Source organism: Hyphomonas atlantica corrig. (assembly GCF_017795365.1).
GTDB classification, from domain to species: Bacteria; Pseudomonadota; Alphaproteobacteria; order Caulobacterales; family Hyphomonadaceae; genus Hyphomonas; species Hyphomonas atlantica.
Map to the genome: position 1 here is coordinate 2725499 of NZ_CP051254.1, position 16102 is coordinate 2741600.

Below are 16102 nucleotides of genomic sequence, written 5' to 3' on the forward strand. Positions count from 1 at the left end.
TTTACGGCCCAGCGAGCCATATGCGTGAATTGGCGAACAGATTTGACAGTCATTTGTCCATGCCTCCCCGGCAGATACCATTCACTGCAAAATTTGCAGCGTTCGCAACCACAGGTATGGACGATACACCATAACTTGTGACAACGTTGTTTTACGGGGTTCATAAGCGGAGGAAGCATAGGATGTCCAGCTCTAGAACGCGGTTGGAAGATTTGGCCGCCATTGCGGGCGTCTCAATCGCAACGGTATCGCGCGCACTGAACAACAGTCCAGCCGTGAATGATGAGACAAAGCGCCGGGTCTGGAAGATTGCTCGCGATCACAATTACAATTTCCGGCCATCCATGCCCGCCCTCATGTCAGGCGCTGCTGCGACCATTGCAGTTGTCGTCCCAACGCTTGCCGGTCGCCAGACCGAAGTGTCGGATCCGTTCTTTCAGGAACTGATTGGTGGCTTGAGCGAGGCGGGCCGCTCAGCAGGATGCGACGTGTTGATCTCTTACCTGACACCAAAAAACCAGGATGATCTTGCTTCAATCATGACGGCCAATCGCGCGGAGGGAGTCATTTTCCTGGGGCAAAGCTTCCTGCACGAGCGCTTCAATCGACTCGCCGAAACTGAAAAACGTTTCATCGTCTGGGGCGCGGAGATTCCAGGACAAAAGTACTGTTCGATCGGTTCAGACAATATTGGCGGCGGGAACAAGGCGACGACTCACCTAATTAATCTCGGTCGACGGCGCCTTGCATTTGTCGGCGACACATCAAACACGGAAATCAATCAACGCTACGAAGGATACGTTGCCGCGCATCGTCGTGCCGATCTTGAAGTGGACCCCGACCTCACTCTCCAGGCAGGATTTGACGTGGAGTCATCAGAGGCCGCGATCACCAGTCTGCTCGAACGCGGCATTCCCTTCGACGCGGTCGTCGCCGGTAATGATCTGATTGCGATGGCGGCCATTCGCTGCCTGACCCGAGAGGGACTCAAGGTTCCGTCTGACGTTTCAGTTGTCGGATACGACGACCTGCAACTGTCAGCCTATGGACACCCGTCGCTAACGACAATTTCACAGGATCCGACACGCGCGGGACGGGTCATGGTCGCAAAGCTGATCGCCACCGGCGAAAACGGCGCCATGAGGTCCGAACGGCTACCGACCGACCTGATCGTGAGGGAATCCTGCGGACTCAACTAGATTCGAGACACACGACACGAAAACGGCGGCAAGCCCCCTAGGCTTGAACCCTGCATTCCGACAGCGAACAAAACGTCTTCCGGTTCAGCGAGTGAGACAGAACTGTCCTGCTCAGCGGGCCCCAGATTAAACACGCATTCTACGGTCTCACTTTCGATGCTCCGCCGGAAAACCAGAATATCGCCTTCGGCCACATCGATTCGAATATCGCCGATGCGCAACGCTGGCGACTCTGAACGAACCTTTGCCAGCATGCGCGTGAAGTTGAGCACAGAATCGGCCTGCGCTTCCTGGACGGCCACCGCACGTTCACCATGCCCTTGCCCGATAGGCAGCCATGGCTTCGAGCTGCTGAACCCGCAATTCGCGGAATCACCACTCCACGGCATTGGCGTACGCGCGCCATCACGTCCCAGGGTTCGAGGCCAGTTCGCAATCGCTTCAGGGTCTTGCAGATCTTCAAAGGCTATATCAGCCTGCGGCAACCCCAACTCTTCTCCCTGGTACAGAATTGGATTGCCCCGCATGCAATAAAGGAGCGCGTTGGTAAGCTTTGCGCGGACATTGATATCCGCCTCGCTCAGCCAGCGACTGATGCAGCGCGGTGCGTCATGATTTGAGAAAGCCCAGGACGGCCAGCCTTCCCCCGCACTGCCCAGCCAATTGCGCTGTGAACGCGCGAATATCTCTGCCGTCAGATTTCCAGCGTAGAGGAAATCGAAATTGTAGGCGGAATGCAAATGCGCCTCTCCAGCCGTGTAGGCCCGCATCTCTTCCAGCGGATCCGTTCCAGGAACTTCTGCCACAGAAAAGATGTCGCCATACTCATCCATCAATGACCGCAAGCGGCGCAGGAATGCGGGCAAGTCGGGATGGGATTGGTTGTATATGTGCTCCTGCAGATCGAAGGGACGCGATACCACATCGGGTCTGCGCTGCTTCGGTGGATTATCCCGAAACTCTGGATCAAACAGCGCGAAATTCAGGGCGTCCAGCCTGAATCCATCAACCCCGCGATCAAGCCAGAACCGCATCACGTCCAGCAACGCCCCCTGAACGCTCGCATTGTGCAGATTGAGCTGCGGCTGACTCGGCAGGAAATTGTGCATGTAATATTGCTGTCGACGCGCATCCCAGGTCCATGAAGGCCCGCCAAACACCGCCTGCCAATTGTTGGGCGGACTACCATCAGGCTTTGGGTCTCTCCACACATACCAGTCCGATCGGTCATTTGAACGGTCCTGTCTGCTTTCCGCGAACCACGCGTGCGCGTCCGACGTGTGGGCGTATACCTGATCTATGATGACCTTGAGGCCTAATCGGTGCGCCTCGTCCAAAAGGCGATCGAAATCAGCAAGGGAGCCGAAGACAGGATCGATGTTGCAATAATCGGCGACATCGTACCCAAAATCCTTCATCGGCGATGTGAAGAAGGGCGATATCCAGATCCCATCCACGCCTAGGGACGCAACATGTTCCAACCGGCTGGTAATGCCGGACAGGTCACCAACCCCGTTTCCGGTCGTATCCTGATACGAACGCGGATAGATCTGATAGATAACGGCACCCTTCCACCAAGGCTGATCAAAAGAACTCGGTGATCGCTGTGTCATGTTCCTGTCCAAATCATGCATTGCCCATCAACAATCGCATGGCGTCAAAAATAAGCAATCAGCGCCCGCCTGTGGACGACCAATCATGACGGTGAACTGGAAGACGCCTGGCAGGGGCAGCAGGACTCGAACCCGCGACCCTCGGTTTTGGAGACCGATGCTCTACCAACTGAGCTATACCCCTTCAGGCGAAACAGCGGTTTGCCTCAATTGAAGACATGCCGCAAGACTAGAGGTTCAGCCTCAGGAGAAAAACTGTGACCCGCATTCCCTATCCCGACGCCGAAGCGCTCCCGGAAGACACAAAATCGCAGTTGGAGAAACTTGCGCCGCTCAATATCTTCCGAATGTTGTCACACGCTCCTCACCTTTTGAAGCCCTTCGTCGGCATGGGCACAGCTTTTCTTCAGAATGGCAAACTGGATCCGGTGACGCGCGAATGCGTAATTCTTCGAGTCGGTTATCTCTCCAATGCGAAATACGAAACCACTCAGCACGAAGCGATCGGGCTTGCCGTTGGCATGGACGCAGATTTGATCGAGGCCGTCAAAGCGGGCCCATCCTCCGAGGGCCTCAGCCACGAACAGAAGCTCGCCCTGACCTTCACTGACCATCTCGTTACCCATCCACATCCCTCCGATGGAGCACTGAAACCGGTCCTCAAACATTTCGGAGCCGAGCGACTGGAAGAACTCGTCTTGCTCATCGGATACTACATGATGGTCTGCCGCTTCCTCGAGACATTTGGGGTCGAAGTCGAAGAGGGCGGCCCCAAAGGCACGGAAATCAAACTGGACTGACGCCCCCCAAGAAAAAAGGCCGCCCCGGATGGGACGGCCTTGTCTCGGTCTTGCCTGATGGGGGCAAGTCTTACTTTTTGATCGCGGAGACCACGCCGGCGCCGACGGTACGGCCACCTTCGCGGATCGCGAAGCGCAGGCCCTGGTCCATGGCGATTGGCTGGATCAGCTCGACGTCCATTTTGACGTTGTCGCCCGGCAGAACCATTTCCTTGTCGGCCGGCAGGGTCACAACACCCGTCACGTCCGTCGTACGGAAGTAGAATTGCGGACGATAGTTGGAGAAGAACGGCGTGTGACGGCCACCCTCTTCTTTCGTCAGGATGTAGGCTTCTGCCTCGAACGTGGTGTGCGGCGTGATGGAGCCTGGCTTACACAGGACCTGACCACGCTCAACGCCTTCACGGTCGATACCGCGCAGCAGCGCACCAATGTTGTCGCCAGCCTGGCCCTGGTCGAGCAGCTTGCGGAACATTTCAACGCCGGTACAGGTCGTTTTCACGGTGTCGCGGATACCGACGATCTCGATTTCCTCACCCACCTTGATGACGCCCTGCTCAACGCGGCCGGTCACAACCGTACCCCGGCCGGAGATCGAGAACACGTCCTCGACCGGCATCAGGAATGGCTTGTCCAGCGGACGCTCTGGCGTCGGGATGTAGTCGTCGACAGCCGCCATCAGCTCGAGAACTTTCTCTTTGCCGATATTGTCGTCGCGGCCTTCAACAGCTGCCAGCGCAGAGCCGGCTACGATCGGAATGTCGTCGCCCGGGAAGTCGTAGGAAGACAGCAATTCGCGAACTTCCATCTCGACCAGTTCGAGCAGCTCTTCATCGTCAACCTGGTCAACCTTGTTCAGGAAGACAACCAGGGCCGGCACGCCGACCTGACGCGCCAGCAGGATGTGCTCGCGGGTCTGTGGCATCGGGCCATCAGCCGCGTTCACAACCAGGATCGCGCCGTCCATCTGGGCAGCACCCGTGATCATGTTCTTGACGTAGTCAGCGTGTCCCGGGCAGTCCACGTGGGCGTAGTGACGGTTTTCCGTCTCATATTCCACGTGCGCCGTGTTGATCGTGATGCCGCGGGCTTTCTCTTCCGGCGCGGAGTCGATGTCCTCATAGGACCGCTTCTCACCACCGCCCTGCTCTGCAAGCGTCATCGTGATCGCTGCTGTCAGCGTCGTCTTGCCGTGGTCAACGTGGCCAATCGTGCCGATGTTGACGTGCGGCTTGTTGCGTTCAAACTTTGCCTTGGCCATCGGGCCTCTCCTCAATTCTGTTTAGGTGTCCGGCCCGCCGGACGGGTTACGCGTTCAGGCTGGATAGCCCGTTAAACGCGCCTCATAGCCATCTGCGGCGCGGGTTTCAAGCTCGCAATTGCCAGTTCACTGCGGTCAGGTTTCCCGTCTTGCCCCGCCTGCAAAGCACGGATAAGCCGAAATCGACAAAATTCACGCAAGGACAATGACATGATCGATGACCTGACCCTGCACGCGGACCGTCTTGCTCGGACGCCTTTGAAGAAACTCGCCGATGCTCGCGCAACCTCAAGCAGGTTGAACGCCTGCGGCTGGTCTATCGATTTATCTCGCCAGTTTCTTGACGCCGAATCGACTGCCGCTCTTCAGCAATTTGGAGATTCATCAGGCTTGCAAGACGCGGCCGACAAAATGTTCGCCGGCGACATCGTCAATCCGTCGGAAAACCGCCCCGCTCTCCACTGGGCCCTCCGTGCGCAATCCTCTTTGTCGGGAGAGGCAGAATCTGTCCGCCAAAGCGTACTTCCCGCTCTGGCGTTCGCCAGGGATGTTGCGTCCGGAGCGGTCACCAGCTCCACCGGCGAGCGCTTCAACGCCGTCCTTCATATCGGCATTGGCGGATCTGATTTCGGACCACGCCTGATTGCGGACGCTTTCCAGGATCACGCATCGGATGAGATAGATCTGAGATTTTGCGCGAATGTCGACCCGTTCGATCTTGATCGTGCGATCGCCGGGCTCAACCCGGAGCGCACCCTCGTCATTGGCGTCTCAAAATCCTTCGGCACAGAGGAGACACTCTACAACCTCGCGCGCGCACGCAAATGGCTGGAAGCGACAATCGGCGACAAATCGCAACAACACCTTGCCTTGGTGACAGCAAATCCCGACCGGGCGAAGAATTGGCTTGATGGACGTGAAGCACATGTTTTCGACATGCCCCTGTCCGTCGGCGGCCGCTTCTCGCTCTGGTCCGCCGCCTCCCTCGCCTGCATGATCTATCTCGGCGCAGACGTATTCGAAGATATCCTGACGGGTGCCGCAGACATGGACGAACACGTCAGAACGACGTCAATGGCCCAGAATGCGGCGATGCAGCTCGCGCTTCTCGATTACTGGAACGCGACAATTCGCAAAGAGAAGATGCGCGTATTACTCGCCTATGCAAACCGGTTGCGCATGCTGCCGACGTATTTGCAGCAGCTCGAAATGGAATCGAACGGCAAATCGGTAGGACCGCACGGCGATGCTGTCTCAGGCGCAACGGCCCCAGCGCTCTGGGGCGGCGAAGGATCGGTCGGCCAGCATTCCTATCATCAGTGGCTCCATCAGGGCTCACAGGACGTCCCATGCGAGTTTATCCTCGCGCCCGATCGCAATCGCGATGCGGAAGGCGTTAAAGCGCTGACGGCTCACGCGCTGGCCCAAGCGGAAGTACTCGCGAATGGCCGAACGCTCGAAGAAGTGAAACAGGAAGAACCTGATCTGACCGACGAAGTCGCCCGACAGAAAGTCCATGCGGGCGGACGCGCCTCGACTTTCTTTGCACATAGCCAGTTCGAGCCCCAGGCATTTGGTTCCCTTGTCGCCCTTTACGAACATCGGACCTATTTCGCGGGTCACCTATGGGGCTTGAACCCTTTCGACCAATGGGGAGTTGAGCGTGGCAAGACCATGGCCTCTCGGCTGAAGCCTGCGGTCGCCGGTGAAGCGACGGCCGCGGACACAGTCACCAATTCGCTTATCGCAATGATCACGGGGAACTGACGCAATCCGGATTCTCCGTGAAACCTGTGTCGGTGAAACGCGACAAGTGTTGCTGGATAACGCGGACCGGCCAGTTGCGCTGAACCTTGAGCGCTGGTCAGACCAAGGTCAAAGATTGACGTTCGGCTTGCAAACAAACGGCAGAATACGTGCCCTCCGACCGGACCAGGGAGGCGCCTTCATCGAAACCGATACGGGCCCAGAGGCCTTCATGCGTCTCCCGAATGCACACCGCCTCACCGAAGGACAGGCCGTGCGTGTTACAATTGCCTCCGAAGCACGGGGAGACAAGCTGCCGCGAGCCGAACTGCTCAACGACAAAACACCAGCAAAGGGTCAATTGGTCTGGTCGAACGGAGCTACTAAAGACGTAGCTCCGGGAGATCCCATCGTCGCCGCGGCCTTCGATGAGGCACTCTCGAGCGCACTGACATTGCCGAGAGGCGGACGATTGCGCATAGAGCGCACTCACGCGCTGACTTCAGTCGATATCGACACAGCCGGTCGCCAGGGAACCGGAAGCGCCGCGAGCCGCGCACTTCAGATCAATCTCGAGGCATGCCGCGAATTGGCGCGACAGTTGAAACTTCGAAAACTCGGTGGACTTGTCGTGTTGGACTGTGTGGCCCCCCTAAATGCTGGCTCGCGTCAGAAGATAAAGGACGCGATGAAGTCAGAGCTGAGAGCAGCCGATTTAACTTCAAGTACCATACTGGCCCCGTCCCAACTCGGCTTGATGGAAATGTCTCTCCCTTGGCGCGAAACACCTATTTGCGACCGCCTTCAAAACAACAATGGCGACGCCTCAGACGAAACCTTGTGCCTTGAGGGCCTTAGAATACTTGAACAAGCGGCGACACAGAATCGCCTGGACAGGTACACCCTTGAGCTGCCTGAACGCGCTTATGATTGGCTGGAAAAAGTGGGTCGCCCCTTGAAAGACCTACTGGCCGATAAATACGGTCAAAGACTGACCATTCAGGGTTTCACTAAAAGCAAACCGAGTGTCTACAAAAGTCCATGAGCAAGCCGATCTCGCCTAAAGTTTCCAAGCCAAAATGCGCGCAGTGTCGCCGCAAACCGGTAGCAGCAGACTATCGACCGTTCTGTTCGAAGCGTTGTGCCGACATTGATCTGAACAAATGGCTCTCGGATGGATACGCTATTCCCGGGGCGCCCGCTGACATGGCGGATGACACGCCCGGACAAGAGATGTCAGAAGAAGACTGAAAACAGCATGGACAAGACCAAAAGCCTTCGTTAGATACCGCGCTTCCCCAGTGACCTGCCCGGGTAGCTCAGGGGTAGAGCAGCGGATTGAAAATCCGCGTGTCGGTGGTTCGATTCCGCCCCCGGGCACCATTTGGACGGCATAGCCCCCTGAAAACTCAGTATTTCTAAGGTGTTACGCATCAACAGCGATACACTGAGAGATACACCCATGACACACAATGACACTACCAAGGTTACCACAGCGAGGCTCTTGTTTCGTCTCCACAGCGGAGAGGGATTCCCGACCCTGAGGGATAAGCGCTTGGAAACTGAGTTGCGTCTGGGCTGCCACGAGCTCGCAATACTCTAAGCCGCTTCTTCATCGCCAAGCTTTCCCCTACGCCCATTGCGTCACCCTGCCTTGGCCACGGGGGTTCAATGACGAAAGACTCGGGACTATTTCCATGCGCATGAACATCAAGCATTTGCAGGTCCGTGGAGGGGCCCTGCGCTACCGCAGAAAGATACCACAACGCCTCAGACCCTACTTTGGAGGCAAACGAGAGATCGTACAGTCCCTAGGGCTCCGCGTTGGACAGGAGGCCCGCGCCATCGCCATGGTGCAAGCCTTGGACGCTCAGTGGAATGCCCACTTCCTAGAGGCCGAACAAGCGTACCGCCTCAACCAAGACCCCCACTATCTCGCAACCCAGGCCGAACAATGGGCCCTACGGAACAAGTTCATCGGCCCCTACACTTCGGGCCTCTATGGACCAACGGACAGCGAAGGGCGCGAAATAGGCCCAGACGAATATGAGCTCTGGCTGGATCGGGAAGTGATTGGCCCCTTCTATCGCCTCCACCACCGCGAGCCCGAACTGCACGAACTCGACCCGGCAACTCGTATCAAGATCGAGACCGTAAAGCACGGCTCCCGAGTACCCACAGAGTTGACCCTTGGTCGCGTCATTGACGAGCGCAACAAGCACCATTGGGGCGGCAAAGAGGACAAGGCAGAAGCTGCTACGCTGCCTCGCTTCGAGGAATGGATTGCAGGTCATCCAACCCTGAGCAAGCAAACCAAAGGCAACCCCAAACGCCTCCCGATGACAACAATCAACAGGGCCTTGGCGCGTGACTTCATCATCTACCTATATGAGAGCCTAGACAACGGCGCAGAGACCATCCGGCGACGGATCGGGGTGTTGCGTGCCATCTGGAATTGGGCCGCTGACCACTTCGAGGACGAGCCCCTCCGCAGCAAAAACCCATGGGCTCGGCAGACACCTCCCAAGGTCGCCAGAGAGGCCGAGAAGGTAGCCTCTCAGAAACGCCTGCCGTTCACCAATGGACACCTCAACCTCATCGATGCGTACCTGCTGCGCAACGACATCGACCCGCACATGCGGACCTACCTGAGAATGTTGAAGTACACCGGGGCCCGCCCCTTGGAGATTGGCGGACTCTTGAAGGCGGACGTGATCCTAGACGTTCCGACGCCGTACCTGCGCATTCAGGTTAACGCATTGAGGGGATTGAAGACCAAGGGAAGCGAACGACGCATTCCCATCATGCCTGAGATCATGGGAGAGGTGCGCGCACTTGTGGACGACGCTGCGCTGCCTAGCACTCCGCTCTTCCCAAAAGGCTTCCACAACACCACGACACTTTCCAACAAGGGCAACAAAGCCATAAGGGCCGCAGGGGTGCCGAAGGAAAGGCGTTTGGTTGCCTACAGCTTCCGCCACACGGTCAACCAAGCGATGCTCGTTAGTGGAGCCAAGCCCTATCTTCGCCACGCTCTGTTGGGCCACACAGAGAGCTCTACGAATGCCGTGTACGGTGCAGGCAGTGTGGACCTAGCGGAACTTAGGGAGGCCATGCAGGCCGCATTTGAGCGGCTTGGAGAGGCCCCTGAACATATCTACACAGCGGAGGAATGGGTTTAAGGAGACGGGCCTCAAAACTTCCCTTGATTGAAAGGGCGATCTCTCATCAATTGATCGCATGATCATCGTCCCGAAGAAAGTCCAGCGTCTGCCCGACCCATTTATTGCGCCGGTGCATGGGAAACGGGGCCCTTGTGCCCTGTGCTCTCACTACTCCGACCTGACAGAAAATCATGTACCTCCACGAGCAGTGGGAAATGCTACCAAACTCGTGGCGCAGAGCTATCTTACTGCCTCTACGTCCAACAAAGACTTGTACTTCGGTAGACACTTCGCAAACGGCCTCAAATTCAGAACGATATGCCGGGACTGCAATAGCAAGTTGGGTGGCTCGGAAGATAAGGCCATAGGCTCCATGTATGACCGGGCGCGAAAGCTTGTTGATTCCCCTTTAATCCTAACACCGACAGTGAAGGTCGCTGTAAAGCCGAACCTCATTTATCGTGGACTGCTCGCACACCTCGCTTCTGCGAACGACCAAGGATACCCCACGGACTTTGACGATGACGCTCGAAAAGCGTTTCATGGGAAAACGCCTTTGCGCTCCTGTCCTTGGAACTTGTTCTATTGGACGTACCTTGGGCAGTCTCTATTCGTCCAACGGCGGGCATTCTTGGGCATCACATCACCCATGCGCGTAATCCCAATGTTTATTCTGAAATACTATCCATTGGGCTTTGTGTTTACGACGCTCCCAGTTTTTTCTGGGTTACCAAACATGAAGACGTATCTACAGCCGAAGGACGATGCAGAAGTTGATGTGCCGCTACGCCTAGACCTAGTGGAGAATAATCCTGTCTGGCCAGCCGTCCCCGGAGGCAACGCCGTCATTTTCATGGGCGGAGATTCGTTCGGCTTGGTTGCTGGAGCCGACTGAGCCTGAAGACTCTGAGAGTCCCGTAGAGAGGCGTTTTTCCTCGCCGGTGTCAGAACACCCGGGAAACCCGAAACGCCTCTCAGTGACTCTCCTAGAGTCTTCTAGAGGCATTTTAAGGAGCGACATCATGAAGAAACGAAAGTCCACCATTGTCAGCCGCATGTTCGAGGAAGCCGGTGAGGTGGAGTTGGTTGAGGTCAAAGTTCTGAAGCGCGTCGAGAGCCGCCACAGCCAACCGTCAACGGATGACACCGCACAGTGTGCAGCGAATGACGACGACGCTGGGGCGGACACGGAGGGCGGCGATTAGCGTCCACAAAAGGACAGAGAAAGATGGTCTTACACCAAGCCTCAAGGGTCTAATAAAAACAAGTACTTATCAAAACCCTCACTAACCGGAGAGGCTCCAAGGGTGAGATACCATTAAGATATACACTAAGGGTAACATTAAGTTCTACTATTAGTGTACCTCTAGTTCCTCCTAGTGCCTCCGGTCAGTCCCTGACAGTTACACTTAGCTCTGCGTTAGAGAGGGGGGTGGTGGTGTATAAACACCCCCCATCCATAGCCAGGCTAAAGCCGCCTACCGGTACAACACTTCAGGGTTTGTCCTGCCGTCAGAGTATCCTGAAGGTTACGCGGTAGCGACTAATCCTGAGCGCCCCACCCGGCAGCGCTCTCTACTGCCCCCCATACAGAGGCATAGAGCCGCTTGCTCGAAACGTAGTCTTGCGACTGAGAATTTAGGCCACTCACTCGCCTGAGCGTACACAACCTAGATTGAAAACGGCAGCAAAAATCTAAGCGCCCTTATGACCCCTAACGCCTCCCCGAGATTCCCCCGTAGGGGGTCTCCTAAAGTCGATCTGACAAACACCCGTTCCGCCGCTCCGGTGCTCGGCAGTGTACCGTCGGTGTATCGCCTCAGCGCCATTTGCAGAGCAGATCTAAGTCGGGCCTAGATAAAGGCATTGAGTTTCCTAGAGTTCTATCTGGCACATCGATGCCGGACTACGGCACCACCGTGTCGGCACTGTAGGAACATCATTAGGAAAGACCGCCTATTCCCCGGTGCCCCCTTGAGCACGCTTACTCCAAACTTCTGGTGGCTCATAGTCAGCGTTTAGCTCGCCAAGCACCCAGAGTTGGCCGACTACACGCCCGGGAATAGACTTCCCGAAATGCTCAAAAGGATTGAGTGTGCTCAAATCAAAGTTTATTCGCTCTTCGCTGCCGTCCAACAAGTTGACCCAATGAACGGTTCCTCTGAGCCAAACGTGGCCATCGTGCTTCACACCCTCTACAGCCTCCACGAAGTCTGCGTCGTCAGCGTCCTCGCCAATTGGATGCCAACGGCTTTCACCAGCCGGAACTGTCCACTCTGGAAACCGGGAGGTTTTGAAGGCTCTAGGGGGCGAAGTGTACTCTTGTTTGAGGCAGCTTAATTCTTGATCAAACCGAATGATCTTGGCTGAAGATTGGCCCGTGTTCCTAAACACCAAAAAAGCCTTAAACGTGTCGTCGGAGTCGATCACAAATCTTCCACCCGTGACTTCAATGTTTGCCTTTAGTTGCGCTCTTCCAATCCGCTCAGTTACCCGAACCGCATTTTGGGCAGCTTTGTTTGCCTGCCGGGTCAAGTAAAGCGTGAATAGGAGCGCCACAGTACCGATAAACACCAGCATTGTTTGCCACAGAGCATAGTCTGCCATTCTCTGCGTGGCTGCGTTCACGCCCTGTTGTGCGACTAAATTATCCTGCTCTAGAAGCTCGGTTCGCTCCAGAATGGACTTTCGATCAAGAGCTTGTTCTTCAGATTCAACGATAGTTACAGGCAACGGGTTTGGAACAGACAATCGCTGACCATCTGTTTCCACGGACTCTTGTTGCGGAGCATCAACAACATTTTGAGACTGCGCGCCTAGAGCACAACCTATGCATATAGCCGCGCAGACCCCTCTCCGCAAAATACCGAGCAGCGATCTCACAGCGATGTTGCCTTATATAGCTCCAACTCGCTCAACTGATATGTTACTTCGCTCCCAATCACTGGATTGCACCTTTAAGGCTTCTTAACCCGCTAAGAATAGCTGATTCCCCCTGGATTTCATCAACGCTCCATTTGCCTGGTATAGGCATGCCAGAGTGTTCGGCTGTCCTTTTGAGAGGGCCCAATGCTCCCCTAATTGCCACCCTCAGGGACACCCGCCTCTCTCAGCAGGCTGGCGAGACTAGCACCCTCAATCATGCAGCTTGCGTGGACCCTGTCCCATGAGGTTGTCCGGCCAGTCCTACCTCGTTTGGTAACGCACTGGGCACGCTTACCCATCGCCAGCTTCTTCATTTACTTCTTAGCGAGCTTGCCCTCTGGGGTGCTCAACTCGGGCGCATTGAAATCCACAAGGCGCACCTCAATCCAAGTGTTATTGTCGGACGAAGTTCCTACGCAAATACCGTCCCCATCGACAATGTACTTCACCTTGCCGGTGAACACGGTGCCAGCCTTAGAAGGCAGGTCCGCCTCACATGGGTCTGCGGACGCAATAGGGACTAAGAACAACGAAGCGATGAACACTGTGCAGACTTTGAACATTGGCTCTCTCCATCAATTCAAGGCACCAGTAGGTGGCAATTGTTTGTGAAGTACAAATTCTCTGCAACGAGAGGCCGCAACTCTTGGGGCCGGTACTCCCCAAAGCGATCACCGTCTCCCGGCCCATACTTCCAGACACTGTCTGAGGCATCCGTGAAGATTGTCTGGTATAGCCTGCCAGCTAGGAAATCAGCTGAAACCCAAGAACCTTGCAGGTTTAGGGCGATACCCGTCGGCACCTTAGACCCAATGTCTTCTTGCGAGATACGCCCCGCTTTGAAAGCCTCCAAGAATGCGATGAGGTTATTGATGCCAGCGTCCGCGAGAATATTGGAGGGTTCTCGAACGCTCGGTTGTTCAGCATAATTAGAATACACTGCACACTCAATTTGCGCCCAAGCTAGCGGTGCCAAGTTTACCTCGTCACGCAACCTTTCCTCGCCGACAGCTGCGTGCAAGCAACCTCCAGCACAAACGAGTGCAATCAAAAATACGCGAATCTTCACGGCGCACCTTAGTAACGACCCGACACCACCTTAAGCTCTTGAAACCGCCACCTCAAGTAGAGGCCCGGGCTATACCTCAATCCGTCGAAACCTTAAGAGTGATCTATAGACGTGCTGAGGGGATTCTAGCTGTATGAGGAAACTACCAGATTGGACGAACCGACGAGTTGCTATTTTTGGAGCGGTCATTGCTGTGCTTTGCGTTATGGGCTCGTCCGCAGTTGCCTATGCGCTTAACCGTCCAAATTTCTACCCTACTGCCGTGGTGTTGACGGATACGGACCAGAAACCCGTCGAACGGTCCACTCTCAGCGGTGAATCCCTTGAGTGCGACTCAGCTGTGCGGTCTATGATGCTCGCGTTTGTGCAGGAGATTGAGAGCGCGTCCGAGTCGTTGAGTTCGCTTGAGCGGGCACGCGCGACGGTCGAATCCCCGTTCGCCATCATTCCAGAGGAATGCAGAAGCCGCATCGACAACGGCTTCATTATTTCAGCTGACGGAATCGTTGCCGAACTCAAATCTGCCACTCGGGTTGGCGAGAAGATCAGCATCTCTTTCATTCTCACGAACAACAAAAGAAACACGAGGCGGTTTGCTATTTCTGACATGAGAGATGTCAAAGTGCGAACAGCTTTTAGTGAAACGACCACGACCAGTGTTAACGGCATCGATGAATGCAGCCACATTTGCACAATGTTCGACTACAGCGATTCTACGCCCGTTACCTCGAAGCACTCCATACTAGTTCACGTAGAGGCAGTGATTGAAGGCGATAGAGCTGACGATGTGACCAACGTCACACTAATCATGCCGATCCGGCGTTGGTTGGACAGGTACGACACAGAAGAAGTTTTTCTTAGCTTCAGCAATATCACTCTCACCGGTGCAACCGAAACCATCGTCGCTCCCTAGGTGCAGTACCACACACTCTGACACACCCAATGACCCCCTAATGATACACCCAGCCTTGCAAATGGCAGTGTGCCGAGCTATCCACATCTCCGCGAACACCTGAATCTATTGGGTTTTCTCGGGATTAGTTACGCCAATCCACACCGCCCCCGGGCACCATTTCCAGTGAAATCGCGTCTCCTTAAGCTGCCTGTTCTCCTGAATTGCTCCTCTGGGCAGATGCCTCCAGAACCCCGGGCTCATCCCAGGCACCTTCGGGTCGGATAATGAGGTACGGGTCCTCAAGCATCTGAAGTGCCTTAGGATGGCGTGGGATGAATATCTCGATCTCCCGATACTCATAATCGGAGAACCAGAATGGAGCTCGGCCATCTATCAAACGACACCTGAACGTCCGCGACCAGACTGGCCATAAGCGCGCTTGAATCTGGCCGATCATTCGTTCGTATCCCTTGCGGGCGACCAGCTCAAACGCCGTCGCGAGCAGTACACGCAGACCTGGTCGGCCGCGTTGGCAGGGCAACAATACGATGCGCTCAAGCTTTGCGAAGTCAGCAAACCATCTGATCCGCAAAGTTCCGACCGGCCGCCCCTTCGCCTTTAACAGGAAATGCGTGGCGCATAGATCGTTGCCGTCAAATTCTTCTTCATAAGGGCAGTCTTGCTCGGATAGGAAGACTGCGGCCCGAATGGCGCTAACCTGATGATATTCATCAAGCGTTCTGACCATCTCCGCCGTGTAAGACAGGTAGGCTTCCGGCGGCACGGGGCGCAGCAATACTTGCTCTCCGATCCGATTGCGCGCCCCAGTCACGAAGCCTGGTCCATCAGCGTTTGGAATGGCGGCTGCACGTATAAATCCGGAAGCCCGCCTTCAAATTTCTGAAAGCCCAGACTTTCCATCGACCGGCGACCGTCTGCCGTCGCGCCGCGCGCATATGCGGGAAATGCCCCGAACATTTCAACGCGCAGGACCGCGGAAACGGTCATGATCTTCTTTCGTGCCTCGTACGTCTTGCCCGCATAAACACCGACGTAAAACGCCGAAACACACCGTCCCATGTTGGCCAAGTGCGCCTTCAGGGGTTTCGCAGGATTGTATGAACCGTCTCGCACAGCGCTTTCTCCTGCCTCTGTCAGGGGCAGTGTGAGAAAAACTCCGTCGACAGGATCACCAGTGACCCAAGCCGTCATTCCCGTCCAATTGTTCATATCCGCGATAGAATCAACGGAGGCCAGCTTCCCGTCGATTAGTTCTTCAGCCATCGCTACGGCCTGGTCGAGCTCGCTGCGTGTGGCCAATCTGAACCCGAAGTCGCCTGCTCGTCTCTCGAAGGCCAAAGGATCCACATCCGCAACCACCATTTTTCTAGTCTGCGTTGCATTCATGAAATTTCTCCATTAGATGGTTA

General features: G+C 55.7%; 14 protein-coding genes and 2 tRNA genes. 10 read left to right on the plus strand and 6 right to left on the minus strand.

The features are described from left to right. Window positions 1–182: 182 nt before the first annotated feature. Window positions 183–1199 carry a LacI family DNA-binding transcriptional regulator gene (locus HF931_RS13175; protein ID WP_035554975.1) on the plus strand — a complete coding sequence of 339 codons (1017 nt, stop codon included), beginning with the start codon at window positions 183–185 and terminating at the stop codon, window positions 1197–1199. On the opposite strand, the gene HF931_RS13180 is transcribed toward HF931_RS13175, so the two are convergent. Both HF931_RS13180 and HF931_RS13185 read right to left on the minus strand, forming a co-directional pair. Then, entirely contained in the window at window positions 1196–2812 is a 1617-nt protein-coding gene (locus tag HF931_RS13180) for an alpha-glucosidase (protein ID WP_273240445.1), read from the minus strand. The genes HF931_RS13175 and HF931_RS13180 overlap by 4 nt on opposite strands. Before the next feature lie 108 nt (window positions 2813–2920). Continuing rightward, window positions 2921–2996 (minus strand) — tRNA-Trp (locus HF931_RS13185). 73 nt (window positions 2997–3069) lie between these two features. Between HF931_RS13185 and HF931_RS13190 the strand changes: the two genes are divergently transcribed. Further along, window positions 3070–3612, plus strand: coding sequence for a carboxymuconolactone decarboxylase family protein (locus HF931_RS13190; protein WP_273240447.1), 543 nt, complete (start codon window positions 3070–3072; stop codon window positions 3610–3612). Between the two features lie 70 nt (window positions 3613–3682). On the opposite strand, the gene tuf is transcribed toward HF931_RS13190, so the two are convergent. Continuing rightward, window positions 3683–4873: an elongation factor Tu gene (gene tuf / locus HF931_RS13195; RefSeq protein ID WP_272983375.1), complete on the minus strand. Its 1191-nt coding sequence runs from the start codon at window positions 4871–4873 to the stop codon at window positions 3683–3685. 210 nt (window positions 4874–5083) lie between these two features. On the opposite strand from tuf, the gene pgi reads away from it, so the two are divergent. The 7 genes from pgi to HF931_RS13230 all read left to right on the plus strand — a co-directional run bounded on the left by pgi (window position 5084) and on the right by HF931_RS13230 (window position 10988). Continuing rightward, window positions 5084–6640, plus strand: a complete 1557-nt coding sequence (pgi, locus tag HF931_RS13200; RefSeq protein ID WP_035552048.1) for a glucose-6-phosphate isomerase — start codon at window positions 5084–5086, stop codon at window positions 6638–6640. A 211-nt stretch (window positions 6641–6851) separates the two neighbouring features. Further along, window positions 6852–7664 (plus strand): ribonuclease E/G, encoded by an 813-nt coding sequence (locus HF931_RS13205; protein WP_155841851.1) that lies wholly within the window; start codon window positions 6852–6854, stop codon window positions 7662–7664. Next, window positions 7661–7870, plus strand: a complete 210-nt coding sequence (locus HF931_RS13210; RefSeq protein ID WP_035552053.1) for a DNA gyrase inhibitor YacG — start codon at window positions 7661–7663, stop codon at window positions 7868–7870. The genes HF931_RS13205 and HF931_RS13210 overlap by 4 nt, the downstream gene beginning before the upstream one ends. 57 nt (window positions 7871–7927) lie before the next feature. Beyond that, window positions 7928–8002: transfer RNA gene (locus HF931_RS13215), tRNA-Phe, on the plus strand. Between the two features lie 320 nt (window positions 8003–8322). After that, window positions 8323–9801 carry a DUF6538 domain-containing protein gene (locus tag HF931_RS13220; protein ID WP_337957162.1) on the plus strand — a complete coding sequence of 493 codons (1479 nt, stop codon included), beginning with the start codon at window positions 8323–8325 and terminating at the stop codon, window positions 9799–9801. A gap of 718 nt (window positions 9802–10519) precedes the next feature. Continuing rightward, window positions 10520–10678: a hypothetical protein gene (locus HF931_RS13225; RefSeq protein WP_273240451.1), complete on the plus strand. Its 159-nt coding sequence runs from the start codon at window positions 10520–10522 to the stop codon at window positions 10676–10678. 127 nt (window positions 10679–10805) lie between these two features. Continuing rightward, window positions 10806–10988 (plus strand): hypothetical protein, encoded by a 183-nt coding sequence (locus HF931_RS13230; protein WP_273240453.1) that lies wholly within the window; start codon window positions 10806–10808, stop codon window positions 10986–10988. A 751-nt stretch (window positions 10989–11739) separates the two neighbouring features. Here the strand turns inward: HF931_RS13230 and HF931_RS13235 are convergent. Continuing rightward, window positions 11740–12555: a hypothetical protein gene (locus HF931_RS13235; RefSeq protein WP_273240455.1), complete on the minus strand. Its 816-nt coding sequence runs from the start codon at window positions 12553–12555 to the stop codon at window positions 11740–11742. Between the two features lie 1355 nt (window positions 12556–13910). Here HF931_RS13235 and HF931_RS13240 point away from each other — a divergent pair. Beyond that, complete coding sequence (locus HF931_RS13240; protein WP_273240457.1) at window positions 13911–14690, plus strand: hypothetical protein; 780 nt, start codon at window positions 13911–13913, stop codon at window positions 14688–14690. 181 nt (window positions 14691–14871) lie between these two features. Here the strand turns inward: HF931_RS13240 and HF931_RS13245 are convergent, their stop codons facing one another. Both HF931_RS13245 and HF931_RS13250 read right to left on the minus strand, forming a co-directional pair. Then, entirely contained in the window at window positions 14872–15504 is a 633-nt protein-coding gene (locus HF931_RS13245) for a GNAT family N-acetyltransferase (RefSeq protein ID WP_241764185.1), read from the minus strand. Further along, window positions 15501–16079 carry a hypothetical protein gene (locus HF931_RS13250; protein WP_155841852.1) on the minus strand — a complete coding sequence of 193 codons (579 nt, stop codon included), beginning with the start codon at window positions 16077–16079 and terminating at the stop codon, window positions 15501–15503. Before HF931_RS13250 ends, HF931_RS13245 begins: the two co-directional genes overlap by 4 nt. Window positions 16080–16102 lie beyond the last annotated feature (23 nt).